Source organism: Streptomyces sp. CB09001, from assembly GCF_003369795.1.
Lineage (GTDB): Bacteria > Actinomycetota > Actinomycetes > Streptomycetales > Streptomycetaceae > Streptomyces.
On sequence record NZ_CP026730.1, the window covers coordinates 7,038,955 to 7,063,470 of the forward strand.

General features: G+C 73.2%; 31 protein-coding genes and 1 pseudogene. 15 read left to right on the forward strand and 17 right to left on the reverse strand.

The genetic code is table 11. The features are described 5' to 3' along the window. Positions 1 to 3: 3 nt before the first annotated feature. The 3 genes from C4J65_RS32300 to C4J65_RS32310 all read left to right on the forward strand — a co-directional run bounded on the left by C4J65_RS32300 (position 4) and on the right by C4J65_RS32310 (position 2,513). Complete coding sequence (locus C4J65_RS32300) at positions 4 to 903, forward strand: aldo/keto reductase (RefSeq protein WP_205351104.1); 900 nt, start codon at positions 4 to 6, stop codon at positions 901 to 903. A gap of 99 nt (positions 904 to 1,002) precedes the next feature. Then, a complete protein-coding gene (locus C4J65_RS32305) occupies positions 1,003 to 1,398 on the forward strand; it encodes a VOC family protein (RefSeq protein ID WP_115745611.1) in 396 nt (131 codons plus the stop codon). Positions 1,399 to 1,433: 35 nt separating this feature from the next. After that, complete coding sequence (locus C4J65_RS32310) at positions 1,434 to 2,513, forward strand: adenosine deaminase (RefSeq protein ID WP_115745612.1); 1,080 nt, start codon at positions 1,434 to 1,436, stop codon at positions 2,511 to 2,513. Here the strand turns inward: C4J65_RS32310 and C4J65_RS32315 are convergent. Both C4J65_RS32315 and C4J65_RS32320 read right to left on the reverse strand, forming a co-directional pair. After that, the gene (locus C4J65_RS32315; RefSeq protein ID WP_115745613.1) at positions 2,495 to 3,010 is read right to left on the reverse strand and encodes a DinB family protein; all 516 of its coding nucleotides are present in this window, start codon (positions 3,008 to 3,010) and stop codon (positions 2,495 to 2,497) included. The two genes, C4J65_RS32310 and C4J65_RS32315, sit on opposite strands and share 19 nt — an antisense overlap. A gap of 55 nt (positions 3,011 to 3,065) precedes the next feature. Further along, positions 3,066 to 3,950, reverse strand: a complete 885-nt coding sequence (locus tag C4J65_RS32320) for a LysR substrate-binding domain-containing protein (RefSeq protein ID WP_115745614.1) — start codon at positions 3,948 to 3,950, stop codon at positions 3,066 to 3,068. A gap of 127 nt (positions 3,951 to 4,077) precedes the next feature. Between C4J65_RS32320 and mgrA the strand changes: the two genes are divergently transcribed. Next, positions 4,078 to 5,070 carry an L-glyceraldehyde 3-phosphate reductase gene (gene mgrA, locus C4J65_RS32325; RefSeq protein ID WP_115745615.1) on the forward strand — a complete coding sequence of 331 codons (993 nt, stop codon included), beginning with the start codon at positions 4,078 to 4,080 and terminating at the stop codon, positions 5,068 to 5,070. Between the two features lie 106 nt (positions 5,071 to 5,176). Here the strand turns inward: mgrA and C4J65_RS32330 are convergent, their stop codons facing one another. Further along, a complete protein-coding gene (locus C4J65_RS32330; protein ID WP_115745616.1) occupies positions 5,177 to 5,560 on the reverse strand; it encodes a nuclear transport factor 2 family protein in 384 nt (127 codons plus the stop codon). 334 nt (positions 5,561 to 5,894) lie between these two features. Here C4J65_RS32330 and C4J65_RS32335 point away from each other — a divergent pair, with 334 nt between their 5' ends. Then, positions 5,895 to 6,305: a hypothetical protein gene (locus C4J65_RS32335; protein ID WP_003971870.1), complete on the forward strand. Its 411-nt coding sequence runs from the start codon at positions 5,895 to 5,897 to the stop codon at positions 6,303 to 6,305. A gap of 26 nt (positions 6,306 to 6,331) precedes the next feature. Here C4J65_RS32335 and C4J65_RS32340 read toward each other — a convergent pair whose 3' ends face one another. From C4J65_RS32340 to C4J65_RS32350, 3 genes are all read right to left on the reverse strand, one after another. Continuing rightward, complete coding sequence (locus C4J65_RS32340; RefSeq protein WP_240330662.1) at positions 6,332 to 7,633, reverse strand: streptophobe family protein; 1,302 nt, start codon at positions 7,631 to 7,633, stop codon at positions 6,332 to 6,334. A gap of 125 nt (positions 7,634 to 7,758) precedes the next feature. After that, positions 7,759 to 8,172 (reverse strand): PRC-barrel domain-containing protein, encoded by a 414-nt coding sequence (locus tag C4J65_RS32345; RefSeq protein ID WP_115745618.1) that lies wholly within the window; start codon positions 8,170 to 8,172, stop codon positions 7,759 to 7,761. Beyond that, on the reverse strand, positions 8,169 to 8,753 hold the full coding sequence (locus C4J65_RS32350; RefSeq protein WP_115745619.1) for a PRC-barrel domain-containing protein: 585 nt from the start codon (positions 8,751 to 8,753) through the stop codon (positions 8,169 to 8,171). Before C4J65_RS32350 ends, C4J65_RS32345 begins: the two co-directional genes overlap by 4 nt. Positions 8,754 to 8,920: 167 nt before the next feature. On the opposite strand from C4J65_RS32350, the gene C4J65_RS32355 reads away from it, so the two are divergent. Then, positions 8,921 to 9,376 carry an ATP-binding protein gene (locus C4J65_RS32355; RefSeq protein WP_115745620.1) on the forward strand — a complete coding sequence of 152 codons (456 nt, stop codon included), beginning with the start codon at positions 8,921 to 8,923 and terminating at the stop codon, positions 9,374 to 9,376. 64 nt (positions 9,377 to 9,440) lie between these two features. On the opposite strand, the gene C4J65_RS32360 is transcribed toward C4J65_RS32355, so the two are convergent. Continuing rightward, positions 9,441 to 10,328, reverse strand: coding sequence for an RNA polymerase sigma factor SigF (locus C4J65_RS32360; RefSeq protein WP_115745621.1), 888 nt, complete (start codon positions 10,326 to 10,328; stop codon positions 9,441 to 9,443). 213 nt (positions 10,329 to 10,541) lie between these two features. Here C4J65_RS32360 and C4J65_RS32365 point away from each other — a divergent pair, with 213 nt between their 5' ends. Further along, entirely contained in the window at positions 10,542 to 10,970 is a 429-nt protein-coding gene (locus tag C4J65_RS32365) for a helix-turn-helix transcriptional regulator (protein ID WP_115745622.1), read from the forward strand. A 51-nt stretch (positions 10,971 to 11,021) separates the two neighbouring features. On the opposite strand, the gene C4J65_RS32370 is transcribed toward C4J65_RS32365, so the two are convergent. Both C4J65_RS32370 and C4J65_RS32375 read right to left on the reverse strand, forming a co-directional pair. Beyond that, positions 11,022 to 11,624 carry an ATP-dependent Clp protease proteolytic subunit gene (locus C4J65_RS32370; protein WP_115745623.1) on the reverse strand — a complete coding sequence of 201 codons (603 nt, stop codon included), beginning with the start codon at positions 11,622 to 11,624 and terminating at the stop codon, positions 11,022 to 11,024. Between the two features lies 1 nt (position 11,625). Next, complete coding sequence (locus C4J65_RS32375; protein WP_115745624.1) at positions 11,626 to 12,279, reverse strand: ATP-dependent Clp protease proteolytic subunit; 654 nt, start codon at positions 12,277 to 12,279, stop codon at positions 11,626 to 11,628. Positions 12,280 to 12,489: 210 nt separating this feature from the next. Between C4J65_RS32375 and C4J65_RS32380 the strand changes: the two genes are divergently transcribed. The 5 genes from C4J65_RS32380 to C4J65_RS32400 all read left to right on the forward strand — a co-directional run bounded on the left by C4J65_RS32380 (position 12,490) and on the right by C4J65_RS32400 (position 16,997). Further along, the gene (locus tag C4J65_RS32380) at positions 12,490 to 12,972 is read left to right on the forward strand and encodes a VOC family protein (RefSeq protein ID WP_115746743.1); all 483 of its coding nucleotides are present in this window, start codon (positions 12,490 to 12,492) and stop codon (positions 12,970 to 12,972) included. 128 nt (positions 12,973 to 13,100) lie between these two features. Beyond that, complete coding sequence (locus C4J65_RS32385) at positions 13,101 to 13,898, forward strand: VOC family protein (protein WP_115745625.1); 798 nt, start codon at positions 13,101 to 13,103, stop codon at positions 13,896 to 13,898. A 31-nt stretch (positions 13,899 to 13,929) separates the two neighbouring features. Then, a complete protein-coding gene (locus tag C4J65_RS32390) occupies positions 13,930 to 14,634 on the forward strand; it encodes a ribonuclease H (RefSeq protein WP_115745626.1) in 705 nt (234 codons plus the stop codon). Positions 14,635 to 14,741: 107 nt separating this feature from the next. Next, positions 14,742 to 16,001, forward strand: coding sequence for an FAD-dependent monooxygenase (locus C4J65_RS32395; RefSeq protein ID WP_240330571.1), 1,260 nt, complete (start codon positions 14,742 to 14,744; stop codon positions 15,999 to 16,001). Between the two features lie 12 nt (positions 16,002 to 16,013). Further along, positions 16,014 to 16,997: an aldo/keto reductase gene (locus C4J65_RS32400; RefSeq protein WP_115745628.1), complete on the forward strand. Its 984-nt coding sequence runs from the start codon at positions 16,014 to 16,016 to the stop codon at positions 16,995 to 16,997. A gap of 28 nt (positions 16,998 to 17,025) precedes the next feature. On the opposite strand, the gene C4J65_RS32405 is transcribed toward C4J65_RS32400, so the two are convergent. Then, on the reverse strand, positions 17,026 to 17,382 hold the full coding sequence (locus C4J65_RS32405; protein WP_115745629.1) for a hypothetical protein: 357 nt from the start codon (positions 17,380 to 17,382) through the stop codon (positions 17,026 to 17,028). Between the two features lie 154 nt (positions 17,383 to 17,536). Here C4J65_RS32405 and C4J65_RS32410 point away from each other — a divergent pair, with 154 nt between their 5' ends. Then, complete coding sequence (locus tag C4J65_RS32410) at positions 17,537 to 18,040, forward strand: DUF6328 family protein (protein ID WP_115745630.1); 504 nt, start codon at positions 17,537 to 17,539, stop codon at positions 18,038 to 18,040. Positions 18,041 to 18,107: 67 nt separating this feature from the next. Here the strand turns inward: C4J65_RS32410 and C4J65_RS32415 are convergent, their stop codons facing one another. The 3 genes from C4J65_RS32415 to C4J65_RS37245 form a co-directional block, all read right to left on the reverse strand. Then, positions 18,108 to 18,536, reverse strand: a complete 429-nt coding sequence (locus C4J65_RS32415) for an SsgA family sporulation/cell division regulator (RefSeq protein ID WP_115745631.1) — start codon at positions 18,534 to 18,536, stop codon at positions 18,108 to 18,110. Positions 18,537 to 18,629: 93 nt separating this feature from the next. Next, complete coding sequence (locus C4J65_RS32420) at positions 18,630 to 19,607, reverse strand: LLM class F420-dependent oxidoreductase (RefSeq protein ID WP_115745632.1); 978 nt, start codon at positions 19,605 to 19,607, stop codon at positions 18,630 to 18,632. 57 nt (positions 19,608 to 19,664) lie between these two features. Then, complete coding sequence (locus tag C4J65_RS37245) at positions 19,665 to 20,024, reverse strand: serine/threonine protein kinase (RefSeq protein ID WP_346265888.1); 360 nt, start codon at positions 20,022 to 20,024, stop codon at positions 19,665 to 19,667. Positions 20,025 to 20,311: 287 nt separating this feature from the next. On the opposite strand from C4J65_RS37245, the gene C4J65_RS37250 reads away from it, so the two are divergent. Next, positions 20,312 to 20,683, forward strand: a complete 372-nt coding sequence (locus C4J65_RS37250) for a hypothetical protein (RefSeq protein ID WP_346265889.1) — start codon at positions 20,312 to 20,314, stop codon at positions 20,681 to 20,683. Here C4J65_RS37250 and C4J65_RS37255 read toward each other — a convergent pair. Further along, positions 20,581 to 21,075 (reverse strand): annotated as a pseudogene (locus C4J65_RS37255) (protein kinase); the annotation flags it as partial. The gene C4J65_RS37250 and the pseudogene C4J65_RS37255 overlap by 103 nt on opposite strands. Between C4J65_RS37255 and C4J65_RS37260 the strand changes: the two are divergent. After that, positions 21,074 to 21,244, forward strand: a complete 171-nt coding sequence (locus C4J65_RS37260; RefSeq protein ID WP_346265890.1) for a hypothetical protein — start codon at positions 21,074 to 21,076, stop codon at positions 21,242 to 21,244. The pseudogene C4J65_RS37255 and the gene C4J65_RS37260 overlap by 2 nt on opposite strands. A 204-nt stretch (positions 21,245 to 21,448) precedes the next feature. On the opposite strand, the gene C4J65_RS32430 is transcribed toward C4J65_RS37260, so the two are convergent. The 3 genes from C4J65_RS32430 to C4J65_RS32440 are packed head-to-tail and all read right to left on the reverse strand — an operon-like array spanning position 21,449 to position 24,427. After that, the gene (locus C4J65_RS32430; protein ID WP_115745633.1) at positions 21,449 to 22,408 is read right to left on the reverse strand and encodes a threonine/serine dehydratase; all 960 of its coding nucleotides are present in this window, start codon (positions 22,406 to 22,408) and stop codon (positions 21,449 to 21,451) included. Between the two features lie 25 nt (positions 22,409 to 22,433). Then, positions 22,434 to 23,111: an AIM24 family protein gene (locus C4J65_RS32435; protein ID WP_115745634.1), complete on the reverse strand. Its 678-nt coding sequence runs from the start codon at positions 23,109 to 23,111 to the stop codon at positions 22,434 to 22,436. 11 nt (positions 23,112 to 23,122) lie between these two features. Then, on the reverse strand, positions 23,123 to 24,427 hold the full coding sequence (locus tag C4J65_RS32440; RefSeq protein ID WP_115745635.1) for a CAP domain-containing protein: 1,305 nt from the start codon (positions 24,425 to 24,427) through the stop codon (positions 23,123 to 23,125). Positions 24,428 to 24,516 lie beyond the last annotated feature (89 nt).

Below are 24,516 nucleotides of genomic sequence, written 5' to 3' on the forward strand. Positions count from 1 at the left end.
CCGATGACCTCGGAAGCGATCACCGCGGAGTCCGCGGGCACCTGGCACCTCGGCGACCTGCCCGTCCGCCGCGTCGGCTTCGGCGCGATGCGGCTGACGGGCAGCGCCGCCTTCCACCTCGGCACCCCGAGCGACCGCGAACGCTCCCTCGCCGTACTGCGCCGGGCGGTCGAACTCGGCGTCAACCACATCGACACCGCCGCCTTCTACTTCTCCTCCCTGCGCTCCGCCAACGAGCTGATCAACAGCGCGCTGGCGCCCTACGCCGACGACCTGGTCGTCGCCACCAAGGTCGGGCCCTACCGCGACTGGTCGGGGGAGTGGGGCACCTCCGCCCGCCCCGAGGACCTGCGCGCCCACGTCGAGGAGAACCTGCGCCAGCTCGGCCGCGACCACCTCGACGTCGTCTACCTGCGCCGCATGCGCCAGGACTCGATCGCGGAGCACTTCGGCGCCCTGGCCGAACTGCGCCGGGCGGGACTGATCCGCCACCTCGGCCTCTCCGACGTGGAGCCGCGGCACCTCGCCGAGGCGCAGGCCGTCGCCCCGGTGGTGAGCGTCCAGAACCGGTTCGGCCTCGGCTTCCACGACCCCGCCACCGACGCGCTCCTCGCCCAGTGCCGCGCCCAGGGCATCGCCTTCGTGCCGTTCTACGCCATCGCCGGCGAGGCCGGACCGCGGGGCGCCGGCGCCGCCCACGAGGAGGAGGTGCGCGCGGTGGCCCGGGCGCACGGGGCGAGCCCCGCGCAGGTCAGGATCGCCTGGACCCTGCACCAGGGCCCGCACGTGCTGGCCATCCCCGGCACCGGCGACCCGGAACACCTCGCCGAGAACGTCGCCGCAGGCGCCCTGCGCCTCACCGACGCGGACCTGGCGCGGCTCGACGGGGCGCGTACGGGCTGACCCCCGCCGCACCGGGCCCGATCCCGCGGGCGGGGACTTGGCGTCCAGGGAGTTTTACGTATAACCTCTCCCGTCAATCGCCCGTCCCGGAAGGTGCCGATGACACGCATCGCCCTGGTCGCCCTCGTCGTCGACGACTACGACGAGGCGATCCGCTTCTACACCGAGGCCCTCGGCTTCCGCCTCGCCGAGGACAGGCCCCGGCCCGACGGCTCCCGCTGGGTCGTGGTCGAGCCCGGCGGCCCGGACACGGGTACCGCCCTGCTGCTGGCCCGCGCCAAGGGTGAGGTCCAGCGGGCCCGGGTCGGCGACCAGACGGGCGGGCGCGTCGGGTTCTTCCTGTACACCGACGACTTCGCCCGCGACCACGCCCGCATGACCGCGGCGGGCGTGACTTTCCTGGAGGAGCCCCGGCACGAGCCCTACGGTTCGGTCGCCGTCTTCCAGGACCTGTACGGCAACCGCTGGGACCTGCTCCAGCCCGTCGCCCCCTGATCGTCCCCCCCAGAACCGTCGAGGAACCCCCGCACATGTCATCTACGCGCATAGACACCGAGACCCTCCGCCGCCTCCCCAAGGCGGTCCTGCACGACCACCTCGACGGCGGCCTGCGCCCGGCGACCGTCGTGGAGCTGGCGCGGAGCGTCGGCCACACCCTGCCCACCACCGACCCCGACGCGCTGGCCGCCTGGTACTACGAGGCCGCCAACTCCGGCGACCTGGTGCGCTACATCGCCACCTTCGAGCACACCCTCGCCGTGATGCAGACCCGGGAGGGGCTGCTGCGCACCGCCGAGGAGTACGTCCTCGACCTCGCCGCCGACGGCGTCGTCTACGGCGAGGTCCGCTACGCCCCCGAGCTGATGACCGCCGGCGGGCTCACCCTCGCCGAGGTCGTGGAGACCGTCCAGGAGGGGCTGGCGGCCGGGATGGCCAAGGCCGCGGCGGCGGGCACCCCGGTCCGGGTCGGCACCCTGCTGTGCGGCATGCGGATGTTCGACCGGGTCCGCGAGGCCGCCGGCCTCGCGGTCGCCTTCCGGGACGCCGGGGTCGTCGGCTTCGACATCGCTGGCGCCGAGGACGGCTTCCCGCCCGCCGGCCACCTCGACGCCTTCGAGTACCTGCGCCGCGAGAACGTGCCCTTCACCATCCACGCCGGGGAGGCGCACGGGCTGCCCAGCATCCACCAGGCCCTCCAGGTGTGCGGCGCCCAGCGCATCGGCCACGGCGTGCGCATCACCGACGACATCCCCGACCTGGCGGCGGGAAAGCTCGGCCGGCTCGCGGCCTGGGTGCGCGACCGCCGGATCGCCCTGGAGATGTGCCCGACCTCCAACCTCCAGACCGGCGCCGCCACCTCCATCGCCGGGCATCCGATCACCGCGCTGAAGGACCTCGGCTTCCGCGTCACCCTCAACACCGACAACCGCCTCGTCTCGGGCACGACCATGACGCGCGAGATGTCCCTGCTGGTCGAGCAGGCGGGCTGGGGCGTCGAGGACCTGCGCACGGTCACCGTGAACGCCCTCAAGAGCGCCTTCCTCCCCTTCGACGAGCGCAACAGCCTCATCCGGGACGTGGTCCTGCCGGGCTACGCGTCCGCGCTCTGAACGAGCCCGCGCACATAGGCGGCCTGTCCGACGTGCTGGAGATCGTCGGACAGGACGCTGACCAGCCGCACGGCGAGCGTGACCGGCGGATCCCAGTGGTCGTCGACGACCCGCTCCAGGTCCTTCGCGGTCAGGGAGCGCAGGGCCGTCAACGTCTGCTCGTGCACGGCGTCGTAGTAGCCGGTCAGCAGCTCGCCCGAGTCGACCCGCACCTTCGCGACCTCGGCGGGACTGTGGCCGTACCCGGTGTCGCGGCGGGGCAGCCCCAGGCCGAAGCGTTTCTCCCACTCCCCGGTGAGCCACACCTGGTCGAGCCCGAAGGCGTCGGCCATGTGGTCGTCCTGGACGCGGGTGAGATGCCAGACCAGCCAGGCGACGGAATTGGCGTCGGCGGCGGGGCGGGCGTTCAGGCCGTCGGGGTCCAGGCCCTCGACGGCGGCGTGGACTTCTTCCTGGATGCGGCCGTAGCCCTCGATGAGGATGTCCTTCGCATGCATGCGTCCACCTTCGCGCAGTCCGCCCGCCCGCGCCCCCCGTTCACCCGCTTCCCACTCACCCGCTGCCCGTCTCCAGCAGCCCCATCAGCGCCCGCGCCGCCGGGCTGGTCGCCTGCGCGGACGGCAGCAGCGCGATGGTCTCGTACTCCGTGCCGTCCGCGTCCTTGAGCGGCAGTGAGGTGAGGGCGGCCCGCTTGTGGCGGAAGTGCCGCGGCACGACCGCGATGCCGAGGTTCTCGTCGATCAGGTCGAGCAGCCCGTGCACGTCGTTCACCTCCAGCGGCACGGTCCGCCGCACGCCCGCCGCGGCGAAGACGGCGTCGGTGACGCGGCGCGGACCCCAGTCCGGGTGGAAGTCGACGAACACCTCGTCGGCCAGGTCCTGCGGAGTGAGCACCGCGCCGTCCGCCGCCAGCCGGTGGTCCGGGTGGCACAGCACCGTCATCGGCTCGCCCGCCAGTGAGACCGAGCGCAACTGGTCCGTGTCCGCCTGGGTGCGGTACGCGAACGCCAGGTCGAGCCGCCCCGCCGCGACCTCCTCCGCCAGCTCCCCGGAGCCCGCCTGCCGCAGCCGGATCTCCACGTCCGGGTGGCCGCGCCGGAACGCGGCCAGCAGCCGGGCCACCGGCACCCCGGCGATGCACTGCTCGGCGCCCAGCGACAGTGTCCCGCGCAGCACCCCCTGCACCGCGGCGACCGCCTCGTGCGCCGAGCGCACCTGGGCGAGGATCCGCCGGGCCTCCTCCAGCAGCGCCCGCCCGGCCTCCGTCAGCGTCACCCGGCGGGTGGTGCGCACGAACAGCGGTGCCCGCAGCTCCCGCTCCAGCGCCCGGATCGACGCCGACAGGCCCGACTGGGACACCAGCAGGCGTTCCGCCGCGCGGGTGAAGTGCTGGTCCTCGGCGACCGCCACGAAGTGCTGGAGATGACGCAGTTCCATGACTCAGAAGCCTAACCGCGCAATCCCATCGGATTCTTCTGTTGGACCACTGCACGCAGGTCACGCGAGAGTGGAGGACGGTTCCGCCCAAGCCCCGTACCTCGGGGTCAACCCCTCTGGAGTCGCGTTGTACACCGCACACCCCGACCGCTACGCGGAGATGCCCTACCGGCGCACCGGACGCAGCGGCCTGAAGCTCCCCGCGCTCTCGCTCGGCCTGTGGCACAACTTCGGCCCGGACCGCCCCGTCGAGACCCAGCGCGCCATCCTGCGCCGCGCCTTCGACCTGGGCGTCACCCACTTCGACCTCGCCAACAACTACGGCCCGCCGCCCGGCTCCGCCGAGTCCGCGCTCGGCGAGGCACTCAAGGCCGACTTCGCGCCGTACCGCGACGAGCTGGTGATCTCCACCAAGGCCGGCTACCTGATGTGGCCCGGCCCGTACGGCGAGTGGGGCTCGCGCAAGTCCTTGCTGTCGTCCCTGGACCAGAGCCTGTCCCGGATGGGCCTGGAGTACGTCGACATCTTCTACTCGCACCGCCCCGACCCGGACACTCCGCTGGAGGAGACGATGGGCGCCCTGCACACGGCGGTGCAGCAGGGCAAGGCGCTCTACGTCGGCGTCTCCAACTACTCGCCGGAGCAGACCCGCGAGGCCGCCCGCATCCTGGCGGAGCTGGGCACCCCGCTGCTGATCCACCAGCCCCGCTACTCCATGCTCGACCGGCGCCCCGAGACCAGCGGTCTGCTGGACACCCTCGACGAGCTGAAGGTCGGCTCCATCGCCTACTCCCCGCTGGAGCAGGGCCTGCTGACCGGCCGCTATCTGAACGGCATCCCGGAGGACTCGCGGGCCGCGAGCGACAGCCCCTTCCTCAACTCCGACGCGGTCACCGAGGAACTGGTCGGCAAGCTGCGCGCCCTGAACGAGATCGCCGGGTCCCGCGGCCAGTCGCTGGCCCAGACGGCGCTCGCCTGGGTGCTGCGGCAGGGCAGGGTGACCTCGGCGCTGGTCGGCGCGAGCAGCCCGCGGCAGCTGGAGGACAGCGTCGCGGCCATCGGGAACCTCGATTTCGACGCCGACGAACTGGCCCGCATCGACAAGATCGTCCAGGGCTAGGTCCTGTCCGCCGGACAGGCCCCAGGGGGCGACCCGGCGGGACGTGCACGGCGGTTCCGGAGGCGTAGGTCGCCTCCGGAACCGCCGTGTGCGCGTCCCTCGGCGCTCACGCCCCCGCGGGCACCCGGTCCAGGAAGCCGAACACCGACCGGATGCGGTCCCCGCCGTCCAGGGTGATCACGTCGAACCCGGCCACCGGTGCCCGGTCCTCCTCGGCGTCGCTCACCAGCTCCCAGGAGAAGCGCGCCGTGTCGTGGTGCCCGTCGACCGCGCCCGACAGCCGGAAGGTGAACCCGGGGAACTGCTCGTGCGCCGCCGCGATCACGGCGGCGATCTGCTCGTGGCCGCGCACGTCGGCCAGGGGGTCGGTGTAGCCGCCGTCCTCCGTCCAGGCCGCGGCGACCGCCTTGGCCACCGCGTCCGGACCCGCGTTCCAGGCCTCGAAGTAGCGGGCGACGGCGTCCTCGTAACGGCGGGTGGGTGCGGACATGGCGATCAGCCTCCATAGGGGTGGGTGTGCTGGTCAGGGGCCGGGCCCCGGTCTCGGTGACCCGGTACGACCACCCTGCCCGCGTCCGCCGGCGCCGTCGATTACCCCCGGGGTCATGGCACGCGGCGCTGCGGCGGCGCGGCATTTCGGCCAACCGGCGCCGCGAATATGCCAGGAGACTGGCCGGAAATTCATGGTGACAGTGGTTCAGTAGTGAACATACTCACCACTAGGGCCTTTCACACCATGCGACAGCGCCCTCACGCACAGCACACGAGCCGCACGGACGTCATGCCGGACCGGCAGGCGGGCTGAGTGACGGGGGAGGGTAGCAGTGCACGACGAGTTCCTGTGCCATGTCACCGCCTACGGTGTCTGTGACGGCCGGCGCATCGGCGTCCCCCTGGGCACCTACCGGGCTCCCACCCTGGCGCTGGCCCTGTGGTGGCTGCGGGACCGGGCGATGTGGATCGCCGAGCGGCTGGATCCGCAGCCCGACACCCCCCACTTACCGCGCGGCGCCCTGACTCCCGTCGCCGACGACGCGCCCGACGTGCCGCTCAGGCTGCGCGCCTGGTGCGCAGACGACGTACAACAGGAGCTGGTCGCCGACGAGTTGGCCGCGGGGAACCTGGTACGCCTCGCGACCAGTGACGAGACCACGGAGTACGAACTGATGGCCGAGTCCGTGGACGCGCTGCGGATGCAGCGGGCCGCGCCACCTCTGGTCGTCCCCGTCGCGTGAACGTCCGCGCCCCGGGGCGCCCCCCCTCAGAACCGGACCCGGCGGGACCGGCCGCCCAGCCACCGTGCGAGCAGCGCGCCCAGGAACCCGGCGACCAGCCCCCACAGCAGCGCGAGACCCACCGCACCCCACAGACGCGGCCGCAGGAACACCTGCCCGGCCAGCCCGCCGCCCAGGTCGCCGATGCCGAGCACCGACAGCCCGTAGTGGGCGGAGACCCGGCCGACCAGGCCGATCACCAGAACGGTGAGCGCCAGGGCGACGGCCATGTGCACGGCGTGCAGCCAGGCCGGCAGGCGGGCCGGACAGCGGGACGCCATGAGGAATCCGGCCGACAGGACCAGCACCGCCGCGGCGACCAGGAGCCACCACATCCGCCCGTCGTGCTCGGCGAGCGTGCCCACGTTCACGGTCGAGACGTCGGGCGTGCGCAGCACCTCGTCGAGGACCCGAGGCATCGGGAGCCCGAACGGCCCCTCCACCCGCCCGTTCCAGGTCGCCCCGAGGCCGATCGTGAGCGCTGGCCAGGCCAGGTTCGGGAGCCCGAGCAGCAGCACGGCGAAGGTGTCCGCGGGACGGTCCCGCGTCGCCGCGGCGACCAGCGCGACGACGACACCGACGACCACGTACGCGAGCAGCAGCGCCACCATCGCGTACGCGGCCGGCCGCACCGACGTCCGCAGCCGCGGCAGCCGACCGGGCAGCGGCGCCCGGTGCGAGACCAGCAGGGCGAGGACGAGCACCCCCGCCAGCCACAGCAGACCGAAGAGGACGGTCAGCGGCACGTCCGTGGTGAAACCGACCGTCGGACGCACGCCGAACAGGTCGCCGAGGTCACTCAGCAGCCCCTCCCCGAGGGAGACCTCGAACGTCTGCCGCGCCGCGAACCCCGCCCCGAGGAGGGCGAGCAGCCACAGGACCGCGATCCGCCCCGCCCAGCCCGCCAGCTCCCGCGCGCCGGCGACGGCCCGGTGGCGCAACGGGCGCAGGAAGCCCCGGGCGATCACCAGCGCACCGGTCAGGGTGACGGACAGCGGCATCACGGTCAGCCCCGCGTCGGTGGCCGCCAGCTCACCCGCGTCGCCGGACATCTCCACCGCACCGCCCACGGAGGTGACGAACGTCGCCACGACGACCCGGGGAAAGGCGCGGTCGGGCAGGTCCGCGGCACCGGCCGCCCACAGCCCGAGCGCGGCCACGCCCCCCATGGCGACCAGCCCGGCCAGCACCGTGCCCAGGGCCTGCGCCCAGCCGTGCCGGGCGACCGCCCGGCCGGACGAACCGGGAGGCCCCGGAGCTCCGGGAGAGCCAGGAGGCCCGGGGGGCACGGGTGGTACTGCGGGGGTTTGCGGACTCACGCTGCCACGCTAAGCAGCCCCCGCCGGGCACGCCCGCCGACAGGGCCGTACGCGCCGGACGGCGGGTCCGGCCCCGGCCGGGGACCGTACGGCGTTCAGAGCGCCCGCACGACCAGGGCGTAGTCGCCGAGGCCCAGCAGACGGCCGGGCGGCAGCTCGCCTTGGGTGGTGAAGAGCGCGAGAAGGCGGGCGCTCAGGGTGTCGAACGCGACGTCCAGCACCGTGCCCCGCTCGGTGCCCGTCTCGGTGAGGATCCGGCGGCCCAGCAGATCCTGGTGGGGCGGCACCGGTTCCGGGGCGGCGGACCCTACCCGCACCGCGCCCGGTCCGACGGCGTGCACGGCGCCCCAGGGCAGCGCCGTCTCCTTCCTGAACCGGCCGCCGCTCCACCGGACATGGCTGACGGAGCCGGAGACGACGTCGACGTCCAGGGACGTCACGGTGCCGAGCGGCGCGGCGCCCTCCCGCGGTACCACCGGCAGCCCGCACACCTCGGTGAACAGCATCATGGCAGCGGTCCCCGCCACGGGCCGGGCACACCGCCGACCAGGGCGGCGAAGCCGGGCAGGTCGTCCGCGACGTGCCGGACCGCGCCGTCGGGAAGCACCAGGACCCGGCCGGTGACGGTGAGGGTCCCGCCCCGCGCCACGTACACCCGGCGCCGGTGCCGGGTGGGGCCCGGCACGAACCGCCGGCTCGCCGCCACCCGGAAGCCGACCACCCGGCCGCCGGTGCCGCCCTCCACCACGACGTCGAGCACCGTGCCGATCTCCGTCCCCGCCTCGGTCAGCACCCGCGCCCCCCGCAACCTGGCCCGGAGGTTCTGCTGGTGCGCCGTCATCGCCGCCGCGTTCACCAGGCCCCGCCGGTCCCGGATCATCACCGCGTCATGGCCCAGCGCGTACACGGCCGACCACGGCAGGCCCTCCTTGAGCGGCCCGGACAGCAGGCCCCGTCCCGTCAGCGTGAAACCGGTGATCCGCTCCGCCGCGGCGTCGCATACGGTGTCCTTGACATGGGCGACGGCATCGCCGCCGAGGGTCACCACCGGCCGGGTGGTGAGGCTTCGCGCGGCCATCAGTTCGTGCATCGCACACCCTTCCCCCGTCCCGATCGCACACCTTCTCGAACCACGGGTTCCCCGGACCACTGTGACGATGCCCGCACTGTGCAGAGACGTGGACTGCGACGCGCGGCTCGGGGTACGAGGACAGGTGCAGCAGCGTCCGGCCAGTCCGGCTTCCGAGAGAGAAACGCATGACCGAGTACCTGGACGGGGCAGTGATACCGACTGGTTTCGACGTACCCGTTGAACCGCTCAGGCGGGCGGCACACTACTCCGGTGAGCCGGGATGCATAGCGCAGGCGCGTTCCTTCGCCTCGCTCTTCCTCGACCAGCTGAGGACCGAGTGGTGCGCCACGATCGGCCCCCGTGCCGACGGTGCGGTGCTGCTCGTGGTGAGCGAGCTGGTCACCAACGCCGACCGGCACAGCCGGGGCCCGTACATAGTGGAGCTGGAGGGCACGGGTACCTCGGTGGCGGTGACCGTGTACGACAGCAGCGGCGCGGTGCCGGAGCGCTTCCCCCGAGACCCCGAACGCGTCGGGCGGCACGGCCTGGAGATCGTGCACGCACTGGTGGAGACGGTCGTCGTCGAACGCGTCCCGGTCGGCAAGCGGGTACGCGCGGTGGTGCCCCTCACCGAAGGCTGACCCGTTCGGCGCTGACCTCACCGAACGCCGAGGGGCACCACCGTCGTCGTCGCGCGGCGAGGGCTCAGGCGCAGCCGAGTTCGCCCAGCATGCCCTCGCGCAGCCTGGTGACGATCCGCTTGATCAGCCGGGACACGTGCATCTGCGAGCAGCCGAGCCGTTCGCCGATCTCCGCCTGGGTGGCCTCCTCCACGAACCGCAGGTGGATGATCCGCCGGTCGCGCTCGCTCAGCTCGGCCATCAGCGGGGCCAGCGAGTGGAAGTCCTCGACGAGCCGCAGCCCGTCCTCCTCCACACCGATGAAGTCGGCCAGCACCGACTCGCCGTGCTCGGGTCCGTCACCGGTCAGCGCGGCGTCCAGCGAGGAGGAGTTGTAGCCGTTGGACGCGATCTGGCCCTCGATCACCTGGTCCTCGCCGATGTTCATCAGCGTGGCGAGTTCGGCGACCGTGGGCTCGCGGTCCAGGCGGGTGGAGAGCTCCTCGCGGGCCCTGGCCAGCTCCACGCGCAGCTCCTGGAGCCGGCGCGGAACGTGCACCGCCCAGGTGGTGTCCCGGAAGAAGCGCTTGATCTCACCGACGATGTACGGCAGCGCGAACGACGTGAACTCGACCTCGCGCGACAGCTCGAAACGGTCGATGGCCTTGATCAGGCCGATCATGCCGGTCTGGACGATGTCCTCCATGTCGTCCCCGCGCCCGCGGAAGCGGCCCGCGGCGAACCGCACGAGCGACATGTTCATCTCGATCAGCGTGTTGCGCGCGAACTGGTACTCGGCCGTGCCCTCTTCGAGTTCGGCCAGACGCCGGAAGAACTGACGGGACAACTGCCGCGCGTCGCGCGGTGCCACGCTGCGGGGGTCCACCACGTCGCGCGGGGATCCCTCACCCGTCCCGCTCCCGGCGGTCTTCTCGACAACCCGCGTTTCCGGCCGGACCACGGCGGTCTCCATTGCCTCTCCCACGAAAGTCACGGTTCGACGTCTCCCTAGGCTTTTCGCGCTTGCGGGTACCCGGGTCGCGACGGCGCATGCCCCCCATTTCCATCCAGCGTAGTCCGGCCGACGGCCCGCGGCATCCGGGCCGCTCCGGGGAGCGCCGCGGATTCTCCTGAGGGCGGAACGCCGCACCCTTCCGGGACGCGGCCGGAACCCTAGGCTGAGGAGGTGACCAGCCACGTGCCGAACGAAGCCCGCGTCATTCCGCTGCGCCCGCAGGCCGGCCGTCCGGGGGCGCGCCCCGCCGCCTCACCGGTTCCTCCGGAGCGAAGGCCGCCCGCCGTGCGAGAGCCCCTGTGGCGCGACCTGGTCGGAGACGTCCTGCGGCAGGAACGCCTTGAGCAGGAGCGCACGCTGAAGGAGGTCGCCGAGGCCGCCCGGATCTCCATGCCCTACCTCTCGGAGGTGGAGCGCGGCCGCAAGGAGGCGTCCTCCGAAGTACTGGCCGCCGCCGCGGGCGCCCTCGGACTGGGCCTGGGCGACCTGCTCGCCCGCGCGCAGGGCGAGCTGATCCGGCTCACCTCCCGGCACCCCGGCGCGGGGACGGGCCGGGGGACGTCCGGCGCACGGTTCGACGGGATGTGCCTGGCCGCCTGAGGGCGCGCACGGGCCGGCGCCCCCGCACCGCGGAGGCGCCGGCCCGGTGGTTCAGACCCTCGTCAGGCGCCGTGCGAGCACCTCGTCGGCCAGCCCGTAAGCCACCGCCTCCTGGGCGGTGAACACTTTGTCGCGGTCCATGTCGGCGCGCAGCGTCGCGACGTCGTGGTGTGTGTGGCGGGCCAGCACCTCCTCCACCTGGGAACGGATCCGCACCATCTCCTTGGCCTGGAGCGCCAGGTCGGACACCGTGCCCTGCCGGCCGCCGCTGGCCGGCTGCCCCAGCAGGACCCGCGCGTGCTCCAGCACGAACCGCCGCCCCGGGTCGCCGCCCGCCAGCAGCACGGCCGCGGTGGAGGCCGCCTGTCCGACACAGAACGTCGAGATCGGCGCCTGCACGAAGGTCATGGTGTCGTAGATCGCCATCAGCGACGTGAAGGAGCCGCCGGGGGAGTTGATGTAGATCGCGATCTCGCTCTCCGGGGCCGACGACTCCAGGTGCAGGAGCTGTGCGATCACGACGTTGGCCACGCCGTCGTCGATATCGGTTCCCAGAAAGATGATCCGCTCCGACAGCAGCCGGCTGAACACGTCGTAGGACCGCTCGCCCTGCGGAGTCCGCTCGACGACATTCGGAATCGTGTAGCTTCCCATGTCACAGTCCCATCCGTCGCCTGGTGGCGGCCGGGCGCACATCCGCCAGGGACTGCACCACCTGGTCCACCATTCCGTACTCCCTGGCCTCCTCGGCCGTGAACCAGCGGTCGCGGTCGCCGTCCCGGGAGATGGTCTCGGGGCTCTGACCGGTGTGCTCGGCGGTGATCCGCTCGATGGTCCGCTTGGTGAAGTCCAGGTTGTCCGCCTGGATCTCGATGTCGGCGGTGGTGCCGCCGATGCCCGCCGACGGCTGGTGCATCATGATCCGCGCGTTCGGCAGCGCGTAGCGCTTGCCCGCCGTGCCGACGCTCAGCAGGAACTGCCCCATGCTGGCGGCGAACCCCATGGCGAGCGTCGAGACGTCGTTGGGGATCAGCCGCATGGTGTCGTAGATGGCGAGCCCCGCGTGCACGGAACCGCCGGGACTGTTGACGTACAGGCTGATGTCGGTGCGCGGGTCCTGTGCGGACAGGATCAGCAGCTGCGCGCAGACCCGGTTCGCCGAGACCTCGTCGACCTGCGTGCCGAGCAGCACGATCCGCTGGTCGAGCAGCTGCTCGGCGAGCCGGTCGTCGAACCGGGTCGCGGGGGTGTCGCCCTCCTCGGCCCTGGGCGGTCGGGCCGGGGCGGGGCCGGCGGTGAATGGAGACATCGGCGCTCCTTGTCGAGTTGTGGCCAGTGGTTGAGGGGTGGTGCGGGGTGGTGCGCGGCCGATGGCGCCGCGCTTCCTCCACTCTCGGCCCGCCGAGGCCCGGACCGGGGTCTTCTCTGCCCGCGGCAGATTCGCCACCGGCAGAGCGATGAGTTCCGGGGTCCGTGCCGGTCGACAGTGGTGACCCTGTTCCGCTCCCAGGAGGCAGTCATGAGCAACGACGGATTCACCACGTGCCTGTGGTTCGACGGCGACGCCGAGGACGCCGCCCACTTCTACGTCTCCGTCTTCAAGAACTCCGGCATCGGGGCCGTCACCCGCTACCCCGAGGGGGCGCCACAGCCCGCCGGCTCGGTGCTCACCGTCGAGTTCACCGCCAACGGCCAGAAGTTCGTCGGCCTCAACGGCGGCCCGCAGTTCCGGTTCAACGAGGCGATCTCCTTCCAGATCACCTGCGAGAACCAGGACGAGGTCGACCACTACTGGACCAGGCTCACCGAGGGCGGCGGCGAGGACGGACCCTGCGGCTGGCTCAAGGACCGGTTCGGCGTGTCCTGGCAGGTCGTCCCGCGCCGGCTCGAGGAGATGTTCCGCGACCCCGACCCGGCCCGGGTGGCGCGGGCCAACAAGGCCATGATGTCGATGCGCAAGCTCGACATCGCCGCGCTGGAGCAGGCGTACGCCGGGGAGTGACGCGCCGCCGACGCGCGGGGCGGGGACGGGATGGCCGGCGTGAGGAACCGGACCGTGCCCGGTGGTCCCGTCCACTCGTCCCGTCCACCCACAGTCCGAAGCACTTGTCCGCACAGGAGGCGGCAGTCATGGCCGTGCAACCCGAAGGGGCCCCTTGCTGGGCCGACGCGATGTTCACGGACGTCGAGGGAGCCAAGAGCTTCTACGGCGACGTCCTCGGCTGGACCTTCGGCGAGTCGTCGTCGGAGTTCGGCAACTACACCGAGTGCTACGCGGACGGCAAGGCGGTGGCCGCCGTGGTCCCGCCCCCGCCCGGACACGAGGACCAGTCCCAGTGGTGCCTCTACTTCGCCTCCCCGGACGCGGCGGCGACCGCCGGGCGGATCCGCCAGGCCGGCGGCGAGCTGCTGCTGGAGCCGATGAAGGTCGGTGACTTCGGCACCATGTGTCTGGCCCGCGACCCGGGCGGAGTGGTCTTCGGAGTCTGGCAGGGCGACAAGCACGAGGGCTTCGAGGCGACGGCCGTCCCCGGCGCGTACTGCTGGGCCGAGGTCTTCACCCGTGAGCCCGCGAAGTCGGACGCCTTCTTCCCCGCGGTCTTCTCCTACCGGGCCCAGCAGATGCAGGACGACCAGGTGGACTTCCGCCTCTTCGACCTCGGCGACGACCCCGTCCTGGGCCGCATGGCCATGACGGAGGACTTCCCGCCCGAGGTCCCGCCCTACATCAACGTCTACTTCACCGTCGGCGACTGCGACGCGGCCGTGGCCCGCGCCACCGAGCGGGGCGGCGTCCTGCGGTTCGGTCCGGTCACGACCCCGTTCGGCCGCTTCGCGGCGCTCAGCGACCCGCAGGGCGCGAGCTTCTCGGTGATCGACATCACGACCACCGAGGGCGAGATGCCCAAGGTCGCGGACGTCTCCTGAGCCCGGTCCGGACACCCCGCCCGGCCATGGCATGATCGAGCGCATGCGTGAACGTGCAGTGGCCGCGTGCGACGGGGCTTCGAAGGGAAACCCGGGTCCGGCCGGCTGGGCCTGGGTGATCGCCGACGCGGCGGAGAACCCCGTCCGCTGGGAGGCGGGTCCGCTCGGCCGGACCACCAACAACGTCGCCGAACTCACGGCGCTGGAGCGGCTGCTGGCGTCGACCGACCCCGAGGTGCCGCTCGAGGTCCGCATGGATTCGCAGTACGCCATGAAGGCCGTCACCACCTGGCTGCCCGGCTGGAAGCGCAACGGCTGGAAGACCGCCGCGGGCAAACCCGTCGCCAACCAGGAACTGGTCGTGCGCATCGACGAACTGCTCGACGGCCGCTCGGTCGAGTTCCGCTACGTGCCCGCGCACCAGGTCGACGGCGACCGGCTCAACGACTTCGCCGACCGCGCCGCCAGCCAGTCGGCCGTCGTCCAGGAAGCCGCGGGCAGCGCCCTCGGCTCGCCGGAGCCACCGCCCGCACCGGACGTCCCGGCGGCCCGCAAGGCACCGCGCCGGGGGTCCCCCGGAGCGGCCCGCAAGAGCGGCGGCTCCTCGGCCCGCACCATCAAGGCGAAGTTCCCCGGACGCTGTCTGTGCGGCCGCGCGTACGCGGCCGGTGAGCCCATCGCCAAGAACGACCAGGGCTGGGGCCACCCCGAGTGCCGCACGGTGGCCGCCGGATAAACCGCGCCCGCCCACGGCCGCGCAGCACCGGCCCGCGGCCCCTCCCTTGTTACTCTGCGGTCCCGAATGACCGCAATGACGGTAATGAGTGCATACCAGGGGTGTGTGTGAAGGTCGCCTGCGTCGGCGGTGGGCCCGCCGGACTGTACCTGTCGATCCTGCTGAAGCGGCAGGACCCGACCCACGACGTCACCGTGTACGAACGCGATCCGGAGGGCTCCACCTACGGCTGGGGCGTCACCTACTGGCGCGGACTGCTCGACCGGCTCGGCGAACACGACCCCGCCTCCGCGCGCGCCGTCGAGGAGCACTCCGTGCGCTGGCGGGACGGTGTCGCCCACGTCGGCGACCTGGCCACCCGGCACCACGGCGACGAGGGCTTCGGCATCGGCCGCCACCGGCTCCTCGCGATCCTCGCCGCCCGCGCCCGCGAACTGGGCGTGCGCCTGGAGTTCGAGCACCCGGTCACCGGCGCGAACCCGCCCGCCGCCGACCTCGTGGTGGCGGCCGACGGGGCGGGCAGTGTCCTGCGCACCCACCACGCCGGCCACTTCGGCACCGAGGTCACCGGTGGTCGCGACCACTACGTGTGGCTCGGGACCACCAAGGTCTTCGACGCCTTCACCTTCGCCTTCGTCGAGACCGACCACGGCTGGATCTGGGCGTACGGCTACGGCTACGGCCCCGAGGGCAGCACCTGCGTCGTCGAGTGCGCGCCCGGGACCTGGACCGGCCTGGGCCTGGACCGCGCGGACGAGGCCGAGGGGCTCGTCCTGCTGGAGAAGCTCTTCGCCGACGTCCTGGACGGACACCCGCTCACCGCGCGGTCCTCCGGCCGGGCCGGTGCCGCCTGGCCCGTCTTCCGCACCCTCACCAACCGCACCTGGTCCCGGGGCAACCTCGTGCTGCTCGGCGACGCCGCCCACACCACGCACTACTCCATCGGCGCCGGCACCACGCTCGCCCTGGAGGACGCCATGGCCCTGGCCACCGCCCTGCGCGAGCGGGACACCCTCCCGGACGCCCTCGCCCACTACGAACGCGAACGCCGGGCCGCCCTGCTGCCGGCGCAGAGCGCGGCCCGGCTCAGCGCCCGGTGGTACGAGAACCTGCCCCGCTACATCCACCTGCCGCCGGAGCAGATGTTCGCCCTGCTCGGCCAGCGGCACTCGCCGCTGCTGCCGTACCTCCCGCCCCGGCTGTACTACCGGCTGGACCGGGCGGCCGGCCGGCTGGAGACCCTGCGCAGGGTCAAGCGCCGGCTGGGGCCCGTGATCGCGCGCACCGTCCAGGCACGCAGACTCGCCGCCGGCGACGGGCGGGACCGCTCCGGGCGTCCCGACGCGGTGCCCGCGCACCGCGGATGACAGACTGACGCCATGGACGAGCGCACTTTCGGCAGGTCGGATCAGCACGCGTCGGTGATCGGCCTCGGCACCTGGCAACTGGGTGCCGACTGGGGAGACGTCGACGACAAGGAAGCCCTCGCGGTACTGGAGGCGGCGGCCGAGTCGGGGGTGACCTTCTTCGACACGGCGGACGTTTACGGCGACGGCCGCAGCGAGCAGACCATCGCGACGTTCCTGGCGAGCAGGCCCGACCTGCACGTGCTGGTCGCCACCAAGATGGGCCGCCGGGTCGACCAGATCCCGCAGAACTACGTCCTGGACAACTTCCGGGAATGGAACGACCGCTCCCGCCGCAACCTCGGCGTCGACCGCCTCGACCTGGTGCAGCTGCACTGCCCGCCGACGCCCGTCTACTCCAGCGACGAGGTGTTCGACGCCCTGGACACCCTCGTCGAGGAGGAGCGGATCGCCGCGTACGGGGTGAGCGTCGAGACGTGCGCGGAGGCGCTGACCGCGATCGCCCGGCCGAACGTGGCGAGCGTGCAGATCATCCTCAACCCGTTCCGGATGAAGCCCCTGCGCGAGGTCCTGCCCGCGGCCCGAGAGGCCGGCGTCGGCATCATCGCCCGGGTGCCGCTGGCGTCCGGCCTGCTGACCGGCAAGTACACCAAGGACACGGTCTTCGCGGCCAACGACCACCGGAACTTCAACCGGCACGGCGAGGCCTTCGACCAGGGCGAGACCTTCTCCGGCGTGGACTACGCCACCGGGGTGGAGGCCGCCGCCGAGTTCGCCGCGCTCGCGCCCGAGGGATACACCCCGGCCCAGCTGGCGCTGCGCTGGATCATCCAGCAGCCCGGCGTGACGAGCGTGATCCCGGGCGCCCGTTCGCCCGAGCAGGCCCGCGCCAACACGGACGCCGCCCGGCTGCCGGAACTGTCCGAGGACACCCTGGCCGCGATCCGCGACCTCTACGACCGGCGCGTCAAGGACCAGGTCGAGGGCCGCTGGTAGGCGGCCGGCGGGCGAGCGGCCCCCGGCCTCACGGCACCAGGAGCAACTGCCGCTCCCGCTCCTGGTCGCCCGAGGCCGCTCCCTCGTTCCGCGCGGTGAAGGCGCGGGACAGCGTCTCGCTCGCCGCCTCCACGGCCTGCGGCGTGCCCTGAACGGTGACCGTCACCGGTGCGGACAGCGCGCCGCCCGTCGTGCGCGCCGCGGCGGACGCGTCCGGGGCGTGCGGGGAGTCCGGGGCGTCGAAGGTCGCGGTGCGCACCGTGGCCCCCGCGTCCGTGGGCAAGCCGTCGGGGGCCCCGAAGACGCCCTCCAGCGCGCGGACGATCGCCCGCGCGTCGTCGATGCCGCCGCCGTCGAGCGTCACGGTGAGCCGAGTGTCGGACATCCTTCGCCTTCCTTGCCGGACTTGGGTCGGTCCCGCCCCGTGTAACCGCCCCCCGATCACCCAAACCGGGCGTCACCGCCCCGGCCCGGCGCCTGAGTACCGGGATCCCGGGAACAGGGAAGAGGACGCAGGCGACGGGCACCGGGAGGACGACGTGAGGGACGCGGAATCGGCTGAGGGCTCGGGCCGGCGCAGGGGCCGCAACGAGACCGAGGAAGAGCGGGCCGACCGGATGTGGACCGAGCTGATCCAGGAGGTCCGCGTCGCGCAGATGGGCGTGCAGATCCTGTTCGGCTTCCTGCTCACGGTCGTGTTCCAGCCGAAGTACGAGAGCCTCTCGGACACCGACCAGATGATCTACCTGATCACGGTGGTCCTCGGCGCCGTGACGACCGGCGCCCTGATCGGCCCGGTGTCCCTGCACCGCCTCGTCTCCGGACGCCGGGTGAAACCCCAGGCGGTGCGGTGGGCGTCCCGGCTGACCGTGCTCGGCCTCGTGCTGCTGCTCGCCACGACGGCCTGCTCGCTGCTGCTGATCCTGCGGGTCGCGACCCACGACGGCTTCGTGCCCTACCTCGTCGCCGGTGTGGTGCTCTGGTACCTGCTGTGCTGGTTCGGGATCCCGCTGTGGACCCGGCACCGCCACACGGCACGCTGAGGCCGCCGGCACCTCCCGGCGTCCGCCCCTCCCGGCGCCGGCCCCCGGCGGTTCGGCCCCCGGCGGTTCAGCCCTCGGCGGTCAGCTCCGCGAGGAAGTCGTCGACGCGCACCCGTTCCCGCCCCGGCCGGACCACCGCGTGGGTCTCGCGCAGGAAGGCCTCGACGGCGGCGGCCCACACGAACACCACGGCGCGGTGGCGCTCCCCGTCGGCCCGGTCGTCGCCCAGCAGCTCGATGCGCAGCTCGTCCCACATGCCCCGTGACTCCGGCCGCAGCCGCACGTCGCCCACGCCCACCGGACGGGTGAGCCCCTCGGCGACCATCTCCCGGTCCAGCGTCCAGCGGGCGAGCACCCGCCCGTCGTGGCTGAAGACCGCCGTGAGGGCGAACGGGTCCGCCGCGTCGTACGCGAGGTGCGCGAGCACCGGGAACCGGTCGGCGGTGGCACCCGCCTGGAGCTGCACGACCAGGGTCTTGTGCACGACGGTGTTCACGAGGGCCTCCAGGAGGACGGACGTAGAGACCTCTAGTACCCCGCCCACCGGCAAGATGCTCAGTCATCCGGGTGATTCGCCCGTCCCCGCGTTTCAGCCGCGCCCGAACGCCTCCCGCAGGGCGGGCAGCAAGGTCTTCTCCGACCAGTCCAGGAAGGCGGGTTGCGACTCGCCGCCGATCTGCACCAGGGCGACGTCGGTGAACCCGGCCTCGACGTACGGGCGTACGGCCGCCACGAAGGCGTCCGGGTCGTCGCCGCAGGGGATGGACGCGGCGACGTCGTCGGGCGTCACGAACTGGGTGGCCGCCTCGAAGGAGTCGGGGTGCGGCAGTTCGGAGTTGACCTTCCAGCCGCTGCCGAACCACCGGAACTGCGAGTGGGCCCGCTTGATCGCCGTGTCCCGGTCGGGGTCGTAGGAGACGGGCAGTTGGCCCACGCGCGGCTTGCCCCTTCCGCCGTGCCGGTCGAAGGACTCCAGCAGCCCCGCCTTCGGCTCCGTGGCGATCACCAGGTCGGCGAACTCGCCCGCCAGCTCGCAGGAACGCTCGCCGGAGACGGCGATGCCGATGGGGGGCGCGCTCTCGGGCAGGTCCCAGAGCCGGGCCGACTCCACGTCGAAGTGGGTGCCGCGGTGGTTCACGTGGCCGCCCCCGAACAGCGCCCGGATGACCTCCACGGCCTCCCGGAGCATCTCGTGCCGCACGTCGACGGACGGCCAGCCGCCGCCCACCACGTGCTCGTTGAGGTTCTCGCCCGAGCCGAGCCCCAGCCGGAACCGGCCCTGGGACAGCAACTGCAGCGTCGCCGCCTTCTGCGCCACCACCGCCGGGTGGTAGCGGAACGTCGGACACGTCACGTAGGTCATCAGCGGGATGCGGGAGGTCGCCTGCGCCGCGGCGCCCAGCACGCTCCAGGCGTAGGGCGAGTGCCCCTGCGCGCGCAGCCAGGGGAAGTAGTGGTCCGAGGTCACCGAGAAGTCGAATCCCACCTCCTCGGCCCGCACCAGATGGCCGACGAGTTCCCGCGGGCCGGCCTGCTCGGTCATCATCGTGTATCCGATGTGTGCCATGGCGGCCGGGTCCCCGCCCCGCCCGAGGGAAAACAGGTGTAAACGGGGCGGAAGGGGTCAGGTCGTGTCCTCCCGGAAGGTCTTGAGGAAGACGGCGAGCGCCCGCTCGTTCGCGCTGTCGTCCCAGTCGCCGGCCGGTGTCGTCCAGCGCAGCGAGAAGCTGCGTCCGCCGCCGAGCAGGAAGCCGCGGCCGAAGGTGCGGACCCGGGTGCCGTCGTCCCGGACCAGCCACTCCATGTCGGCCGCCTCCCGCCCCCGGTAGGTGGTCGCGCGGATCTCGCCGACCCGACGGTAGCCGTCCGAGCGTGCGAGGCCCGGCTCGACGTCGTCGCGCCAGACGGCCACCGGGTCCGTGCCCGCGCGCCTGCTGTAGGTGACGGCGAGCGTGCGGGGGTCGCCCGTCGCGCCGAAGACCACCCGGTACGCGCCACCCGGCGCGCTTGAGGTGTCCAGGCGCTCCCAACCCGCGGGAAGGGCGACGGAGAAGCCCTCCGGCGCGTCGTAGCGGCGGAACCCGGCCGGTGCGGGGACGCCCGGCTCCGAGGGCGAGGTGCTCGCGCTCGGCCGGCCGGCGGGGACGAGGGCGCAGAGGGGGCGCGGGGGAGGGGGAGGCGGGCGAGGGCCCGGGGGGCGGGGCGGCGGACGCCGAAGGGCGTTGCCGGGCGCCCGTGGCGGCGCCGTCGCCGGCCCCGGGGAGCCCGTCGGTGACGGCGAGAACCGTGAGGACGGCGACCGCGGCCGTCACGAGAGCCAGGGCGGTCCCCGCGGCCACGGTCCGCCGGGACCGGTCGCGGCCCGCCTTCCGGGCGGACGCGTACACGCCGCGCAGCCCGGGCCTGGTGGTCACCTCGGCCACGGTGGTGCCCAGGTCCTCGGTGAGCGCCCGGGCGAGGGCCGCGCGCGCCACCGGGCGGGTCAGCCGTTCCCGGGAGTCCTTGCGCAGCAGTCCCTGCACGGCCTGGGCGAGCGGACCGGCGCGCACCGGGGTGCGCAGCGGCAGCCGGTCCACCCCCTTCAGCGTCGCCTCCGGCCGGCCCCGGTCACGGAACGGCGGACGGCCCTCGACCATCGTGTAGAGGATCGCGCCCAGCGTCCACAGGTCGGCCGCGGGCCCGATCCGCTCGTCGCGGGCCTGCTCGGGCGAGGCGTACGCGGGTTCGGTCAGCCGTGGGGCGAGGGTGGCGCCGGCCAGTCCGAAGCCGGTGACGAGGACGGACCCCTCCTCGCGGACGAACACCTGCCCCGGGCTCAGCTCGCCGTGCGTCACGCCGTGGGTGTGCGCCGCCTCCAGCACCGCGAGCAGTTCCAGACCGACGCGCGCGGCCCGGGCGTAGCTGAACGCGCCCCGACGGTCGAGGAGGTCGCCGAGCGGCACACCGGCGACCCATTCCGTCACCGTCCACAGCGCGCCGTCCGCGACCACCGCGTCCAGGACCGGGGCGATCCGCCCGGGGCACAGCGACGCCATGGCCTCGCCGGTGCGGATCACCCGGCCCGGGGCCCTGCGGGCGGCGTCCCCCGCCCGGCCCTCCGGCAGCCCGATCCGCGTGACCAGGCACGGGCGGCCCGTCGTGGCGTCCTCCCCGGACCAGCACACCCGGTTCGTCTCGCGCTGGACGACCTCGAACAGGCGGTAGCGTCCGGCGACCAGCTCGTGTGTGGAGACGTGCGCCCTGCCCATGGCCATCCCTCGTTCGCACCGCCGGTTCCTCGCTCGACCAGAGGTACGTCGAGGGCACCGGGGTGTGTTCAGCGAACGCGCGTCCCGGCCCCGTTTCTGACCCTTCTTCAAGAACGGGGCCCGCCGGTTCCGGCCCACCGGTTCCGGGCCCGGCCCGACGTCAGCGGAGGCCGAAACGGTCCGCCCACGCCGCCATGTCGCCCACCGTGGCGTTGCCCCCGCACACCACGAGCCCGACCCGGGCGTCGTCCCCCACCCGCTCCACCACCCGCCGGGCCGCCGGGAGCAGACAGCCGGCGGCCGGCTCGGTCCACACCTTGGCGTGCTCGGCGAGCGCGAGGGAACCCCGCACGGCCTCCCGGTCCGGCACCACGAGCACCTCGGTGACCAGCTCCGACACATGGTCGTACGTCAGCCGCGAGACGGACGGCGCGCTGAGCGTGGTGACGACCGACGACAGGGGCACCGTGAGCGGCCCGCCCGCCGCGAGCGCCCGCGACATGGCCTCGGCGCCCTCGGTCTCCACCCCCCAGACCCGCACCCCGGGCCGCAGCGCCCGCAGGGCCGCCGCCACACCCGCGATCAGCCCGCCGCCCCCGATGCTGACCAGCACGTCGGTGAGGTCGGAGGCGTCCTCGGCGAACTCCAGCCCCACGGTGCCCTGCCCCGCGACCACCACGGGGTCGTCGAAGGGGTGGACCAGGGTCAGCCCCTCCTCCCGGAGCCGGGCGACCAGCGCGAAGGCACTGTCCATGCCGTCGGTCAGCCGCACCAGCGCGCCCGCCTCCTCGGCGATCTCCACGGAACGGGCCGGCGCCGTACGCGGCATGACCACCGTGGCCTTCACGTCCAGGGCGGCGGCCATCACCGCCACCGCGATCCCGTGGTTGCCGCCGCTCACCGCGACGACGCCCGCGGCCCGCTCGGCCTCGGTCAGGGACAGCAGTTTCGCCGTCGCGCCGCGCGCCTTGAACGAACCGGTGCGCTGGAGCAGCTCCAGTTTCGCGGTGACCGGCACGCCGAGCAGCGCGGACAGTCCCGGGCTGGGCACGGTCGGGGTGCGTACGACATGTCCGGCGATCCGCTCGGCGGCGGCTTCGATCTCCGTGATCGCGATCAAGGCAGTCTTCCTTCCGGGGGAGGGCTCAGTGCTGCTGTGGCTTCTGCGGGGTCGCCTCGCTCGGCCGCACCACGACGAAGCCCTCGCCCTGGAGCACCAGTTGTACGGCCTCGCCCGAACCGCCGCGCAGCATCGAGCCGATCGACTGCGAACGGTGCAGGGAGGTCGCGAGCCCCGCGGACCAGCCGACGATCGCGTCCGTGTCGACGTATACCGGGTACTGGTGAGAGACCGGGATGACCAGTGGATCGCCCTCGCACACCAGGCCCAGCCTGCCGTGTCCCGTGAAGACGCTGTTGAACAGTCCGCCACCGGCGATCCCCGAGCCCTTCACGGTGGCGATGCGGTACGACAACGACGCGTCGAAGCACAGCACGTTGCGGCCGTTGACCGTGAACTCGTCGCCCGGCTCCACCTCGACGACGAAGCAGTTCTGGGCCTCGTTCGCGAACCAGGCCTCGCCCTGTCCGCGCACCGCCATCAGCGGCAGTCCCTCCCCGGTGACCGCGCGCTTGAGCATGCCGCCCACGCCCTGGCCCTTGCGCTCGAACTGCAGACTGCCGCGGTAGGCGATCATCGCGCCCTGCCGGGCGAGCATCTCGCCGTTCACGGCGTAACGGATGCACTTGGAGTTCTCGACGGTCATGCCCGGCGCCGTGGCGGGCCGCACCATGTGCTCGCTGGAAAAGAGGTCACCCTTCATGGGGTCATCCTTCAACCGCCGAAGAGCTGCGTCCAGTACGTGCCCGCCCGGCCGCCGCCGGCCAGACCGACACCGATGTGCGTGAAGTCGGCCTTGAGGATGTTGGCGCGGTGCCCCGGGCTGTTCATCCAGCCCTCCACCACCTCGGCGGGGGAGCGCTGGCCGCAGGCGATGTTCTCGCCGACCGTGCGCCGGCGGGCACCCGCGGCGGCGGCCCGGTCCCACGGCTTGCCGCCGTCCGGGTCGGTGTGCGAGTAGAAGTCGCGGGCCACCATGTCCGCGCTGTGCGCCTGTGCCGCGGCGGTCAGCCGGGCGTCGACGGCCAGGGCGGGCAGCCCGGCCCCGGCCCGCTCCCGGTTGGTGCGGCCGACGACCTCCGCCGTCGTGCGGGCCAGGCCGTCCGGGGTGAGCGGCACGGCCCACAGCGCCGTCCAGTACGTGTCGCCCGAGGGCCCGCCGGTGACGTACGCCCACCCGGCGTGTGTGAAGCGGCCGTCGTGCAGCGTGCGCCGGGTGCGCTCGGTGCGCAGGCAGTACGCGACGAACTCGGCGGGCGTGCGCGGGCCCGAGACCAGGTGCTCGCCGACGGCGAGATACGCGAACCCGGCCGTGACGACGCGCTGGTGGACCGAGACGCCGTCCCGGGTCTCGACGCTCAGGGTGCCCGCGGCGGCCATGGCGGCGGCGTGCGCGCGAGCCGCCGAGAGGAGCCGGGGGTCCGGCCGTACGGACGGCGAACCGGCCGCGGCACGGGCGGAGTTGACCAGGTCCAGGAATCCGTCGTGGTCGGCACCGGGCGTGGACGGTTCCGGTGCCCTGGCCGGCTCCGGCGGCGCGTCGTCGGTCACCTCCACGCCGAAGTCCCGGGCGAGACCGGCGAGTCCGTCGGCGTACCCCTGCCCCAGGGCGCGCACCTTCCAGCCCTCGCCGCGCCGGTAGAACTCCACGAGCAGCAGCACGGTCTCCCGCCCGGGGCGCGCGGGGGTGAACCGGGCGACGGCCCGGCCGCGGGCGTCGGTGACGCGGACCGTGGGGGAGGGGAGCGCGCTCAGCGGGGTGCCGGGGTCCGACGGGCCGACCGCCACCGTCACGCGGGTGGCGCCCGGCCGCAGCCGCGCCGGATCGACGGTGAGCGTGTCGTCCCGCAGTCTCGCGCCGGGTGCCTCCGGCTGGTTGAAGAAGACGAAGTCCTCGTCGCCGCCGACCTTGCCGCCGTCGTCCGTGACGAGCGCCGACACGTCGAAGCCGCCGGGCACCCTTATGCTCACGGGGCCGCCCGGCAGAGGGACGTTGCCCCCGGGGACCAAGTCGCTCATCGTGCCGTCCTGTGTCGTGGTGGGCGCTTTGGGCGTGGATGTCGGTGCCGGGTCAACGTCCGCCGGCCCGCGGGGGTTCCCCGGGCCCG

What these genes read in the sequence shown, in the direction of transcription:
- C4J65_RS32300 (WP_205351104.1), top strand. Translation starts at nt 4, where the DNA reads ATGACCTCGGAAGCGATCACCGCGGAGTCCGCGGGCACCTGGCACCTC.
- C4J65_RS32305 (WP_115745611.1), top strand. Translation starts at nt 1,003, where the DNA reads ATGACACGCATCGCCCTGGTCGCCCTCGTCGTCGACGACTACGACGAG.
- C4J65_RS32310 (WP_115745612.1), top strand. Translation starts at nt 1,434, where the DNA reads ATGTCATCTACGCGCATAGACACCGAGACCCTCCGCCGCCTCCCCAAG.
- C4J65_RS32315 (WP_115745613.1), bottom strand. Translation starts at nt 3,010, where the DNA reads ATGCATGCGAAGGACATCCTCATCGAGGGCTACGGCCGCATCCAGGAA.
- C4J65_RS32320 (WP_115745614.1), bottom strand. Translation starts at nt 3,950, where the DNA reads ATGGAACTGCGTCATCTCCAGCACTTCGTGGCGGTCGCCGAGGACCAG.
- C4J65_RS32330 (WP_115745616.1), bottom strand. Translation starts at nt 5,560, where the DNA reads ATGTCCGCACCCACCCGCCGTTACGAGGACGCCGTCGCCCGCTACTTC.
- C4J65_RS32345 (WP_115745618.1), bottom strand. Translation starts at nt 8,172, where the DNA reads ATGATGCTGTTCACCGAGGTGTGCGGGCTGCCGGTGGTACCGCGGGAG.
- C4J65_RS32350 (WP_115745619.1), bottom strand. Translation starts at nt 8,753, where the DNA reads ATGCACGAACTGATGGCCGCGCGAAGCCTCACCACCCGGCCGGTGGTG.
- C4J65_RS32355 (WP_115745620.1), top strand. Translation starts at nt 8,921, where the DNA reads ATGACCGAGTACCTGGACGGGGCAGTGATACCGACTGGTTTCGACGTA.
- C4J65_RS32360 (WP_115745621.1), bottom strand. Translation starts at nt 10,328, where the DNA reads ATGGAGACCGCCGTGGTCCGGCCGGAAACGCGGGTTGTCGAGAAGACC.
- C4J65_RS32370 (WP_115745623.1), bottom strand. Translation starts at nt 11,624, where the DNA reads ATGGGAAGCTACACGATTCCGAATGTCGTCGAGCGGACTCCGCAGGGC.
- C4J65_RS32375 (WP_115745624.1), bottom strand. Translation starts at nt 12,279, where the DNA reads ATGTCTCCATTCACCGCCGGCCCCGCCCCGGCCCGACCGCCCAGGGCC.
- C4J65_RS32380 (WP_115746743.1), top strand. Translation starts at nt 12,490, where the DNA reads ATGAGCAACGACGGATTCACCACGTGCCTGTGGTTCGACGGCGACGCC.
- C4J65_RS32385 (WP_115745625.1), top strand. Translation starts at nt 13,101, where the DNA reads ATGGCCGTGCAACCCGAAGGGGCCCCTTGCTGGGCCGACGCGATGTTC.
- C4J65_RS32390 (WP_115745626.1), top strand. Translation starts at nt 13,930, where the DNA reads ATGATCGAGCGCATGCGTGAACGTGCAGTGGCCGCGTGCGACGGGGCT.
- C4J65_RS32400 (WP_115745628.1), top strand. Translation starts at nt 16,014, where the DNA reads ATGGACGAGCGCACTTTCGGCAGGTCGGATCAGCACGCGTCGGTGATC.
- C4J65_RS32405 (WP_115745629.1), bottom strand. Translation starts at nt 17,382, where the DNA reads ATGTCCGACACTCGGCTCACCGTGACGCTCGACGGCGGCGGCATCGAC.
- C4J65_RS32420 (WP_115745632.1), bottom strand. Translation starts at nt 19,607, where the DNA reads ATGGCACACATCGGATACACGATGATGACCGAGCAGGCCGGCCCGCGG.
- C4J65_RS37260 (WP_346265890.1), top strand. Translation starts at nt 21,074, where the DNA reads ATGGCCTCGCCGGTGCGGATCACCCGGCCCGGGGCCCTGCGGGCGGCG.
- C4J65_RS32435 (WP_115745634.1), bottom strand. Translation starts at nt 23,111, where the DNA reads ATGAAGGGTGACCTCTTTTCCAGCGAGCACATGGTGCGGCCCGCCACG.
- C4J65_RS32440 (WP_115745635.1), bottom strand. Translation starts at nt 24,427, where the DNA reads ATGAGCGACTTGGTCCCCGGGGGCAACGTCCCTCTGCCGGGCGGCCCC.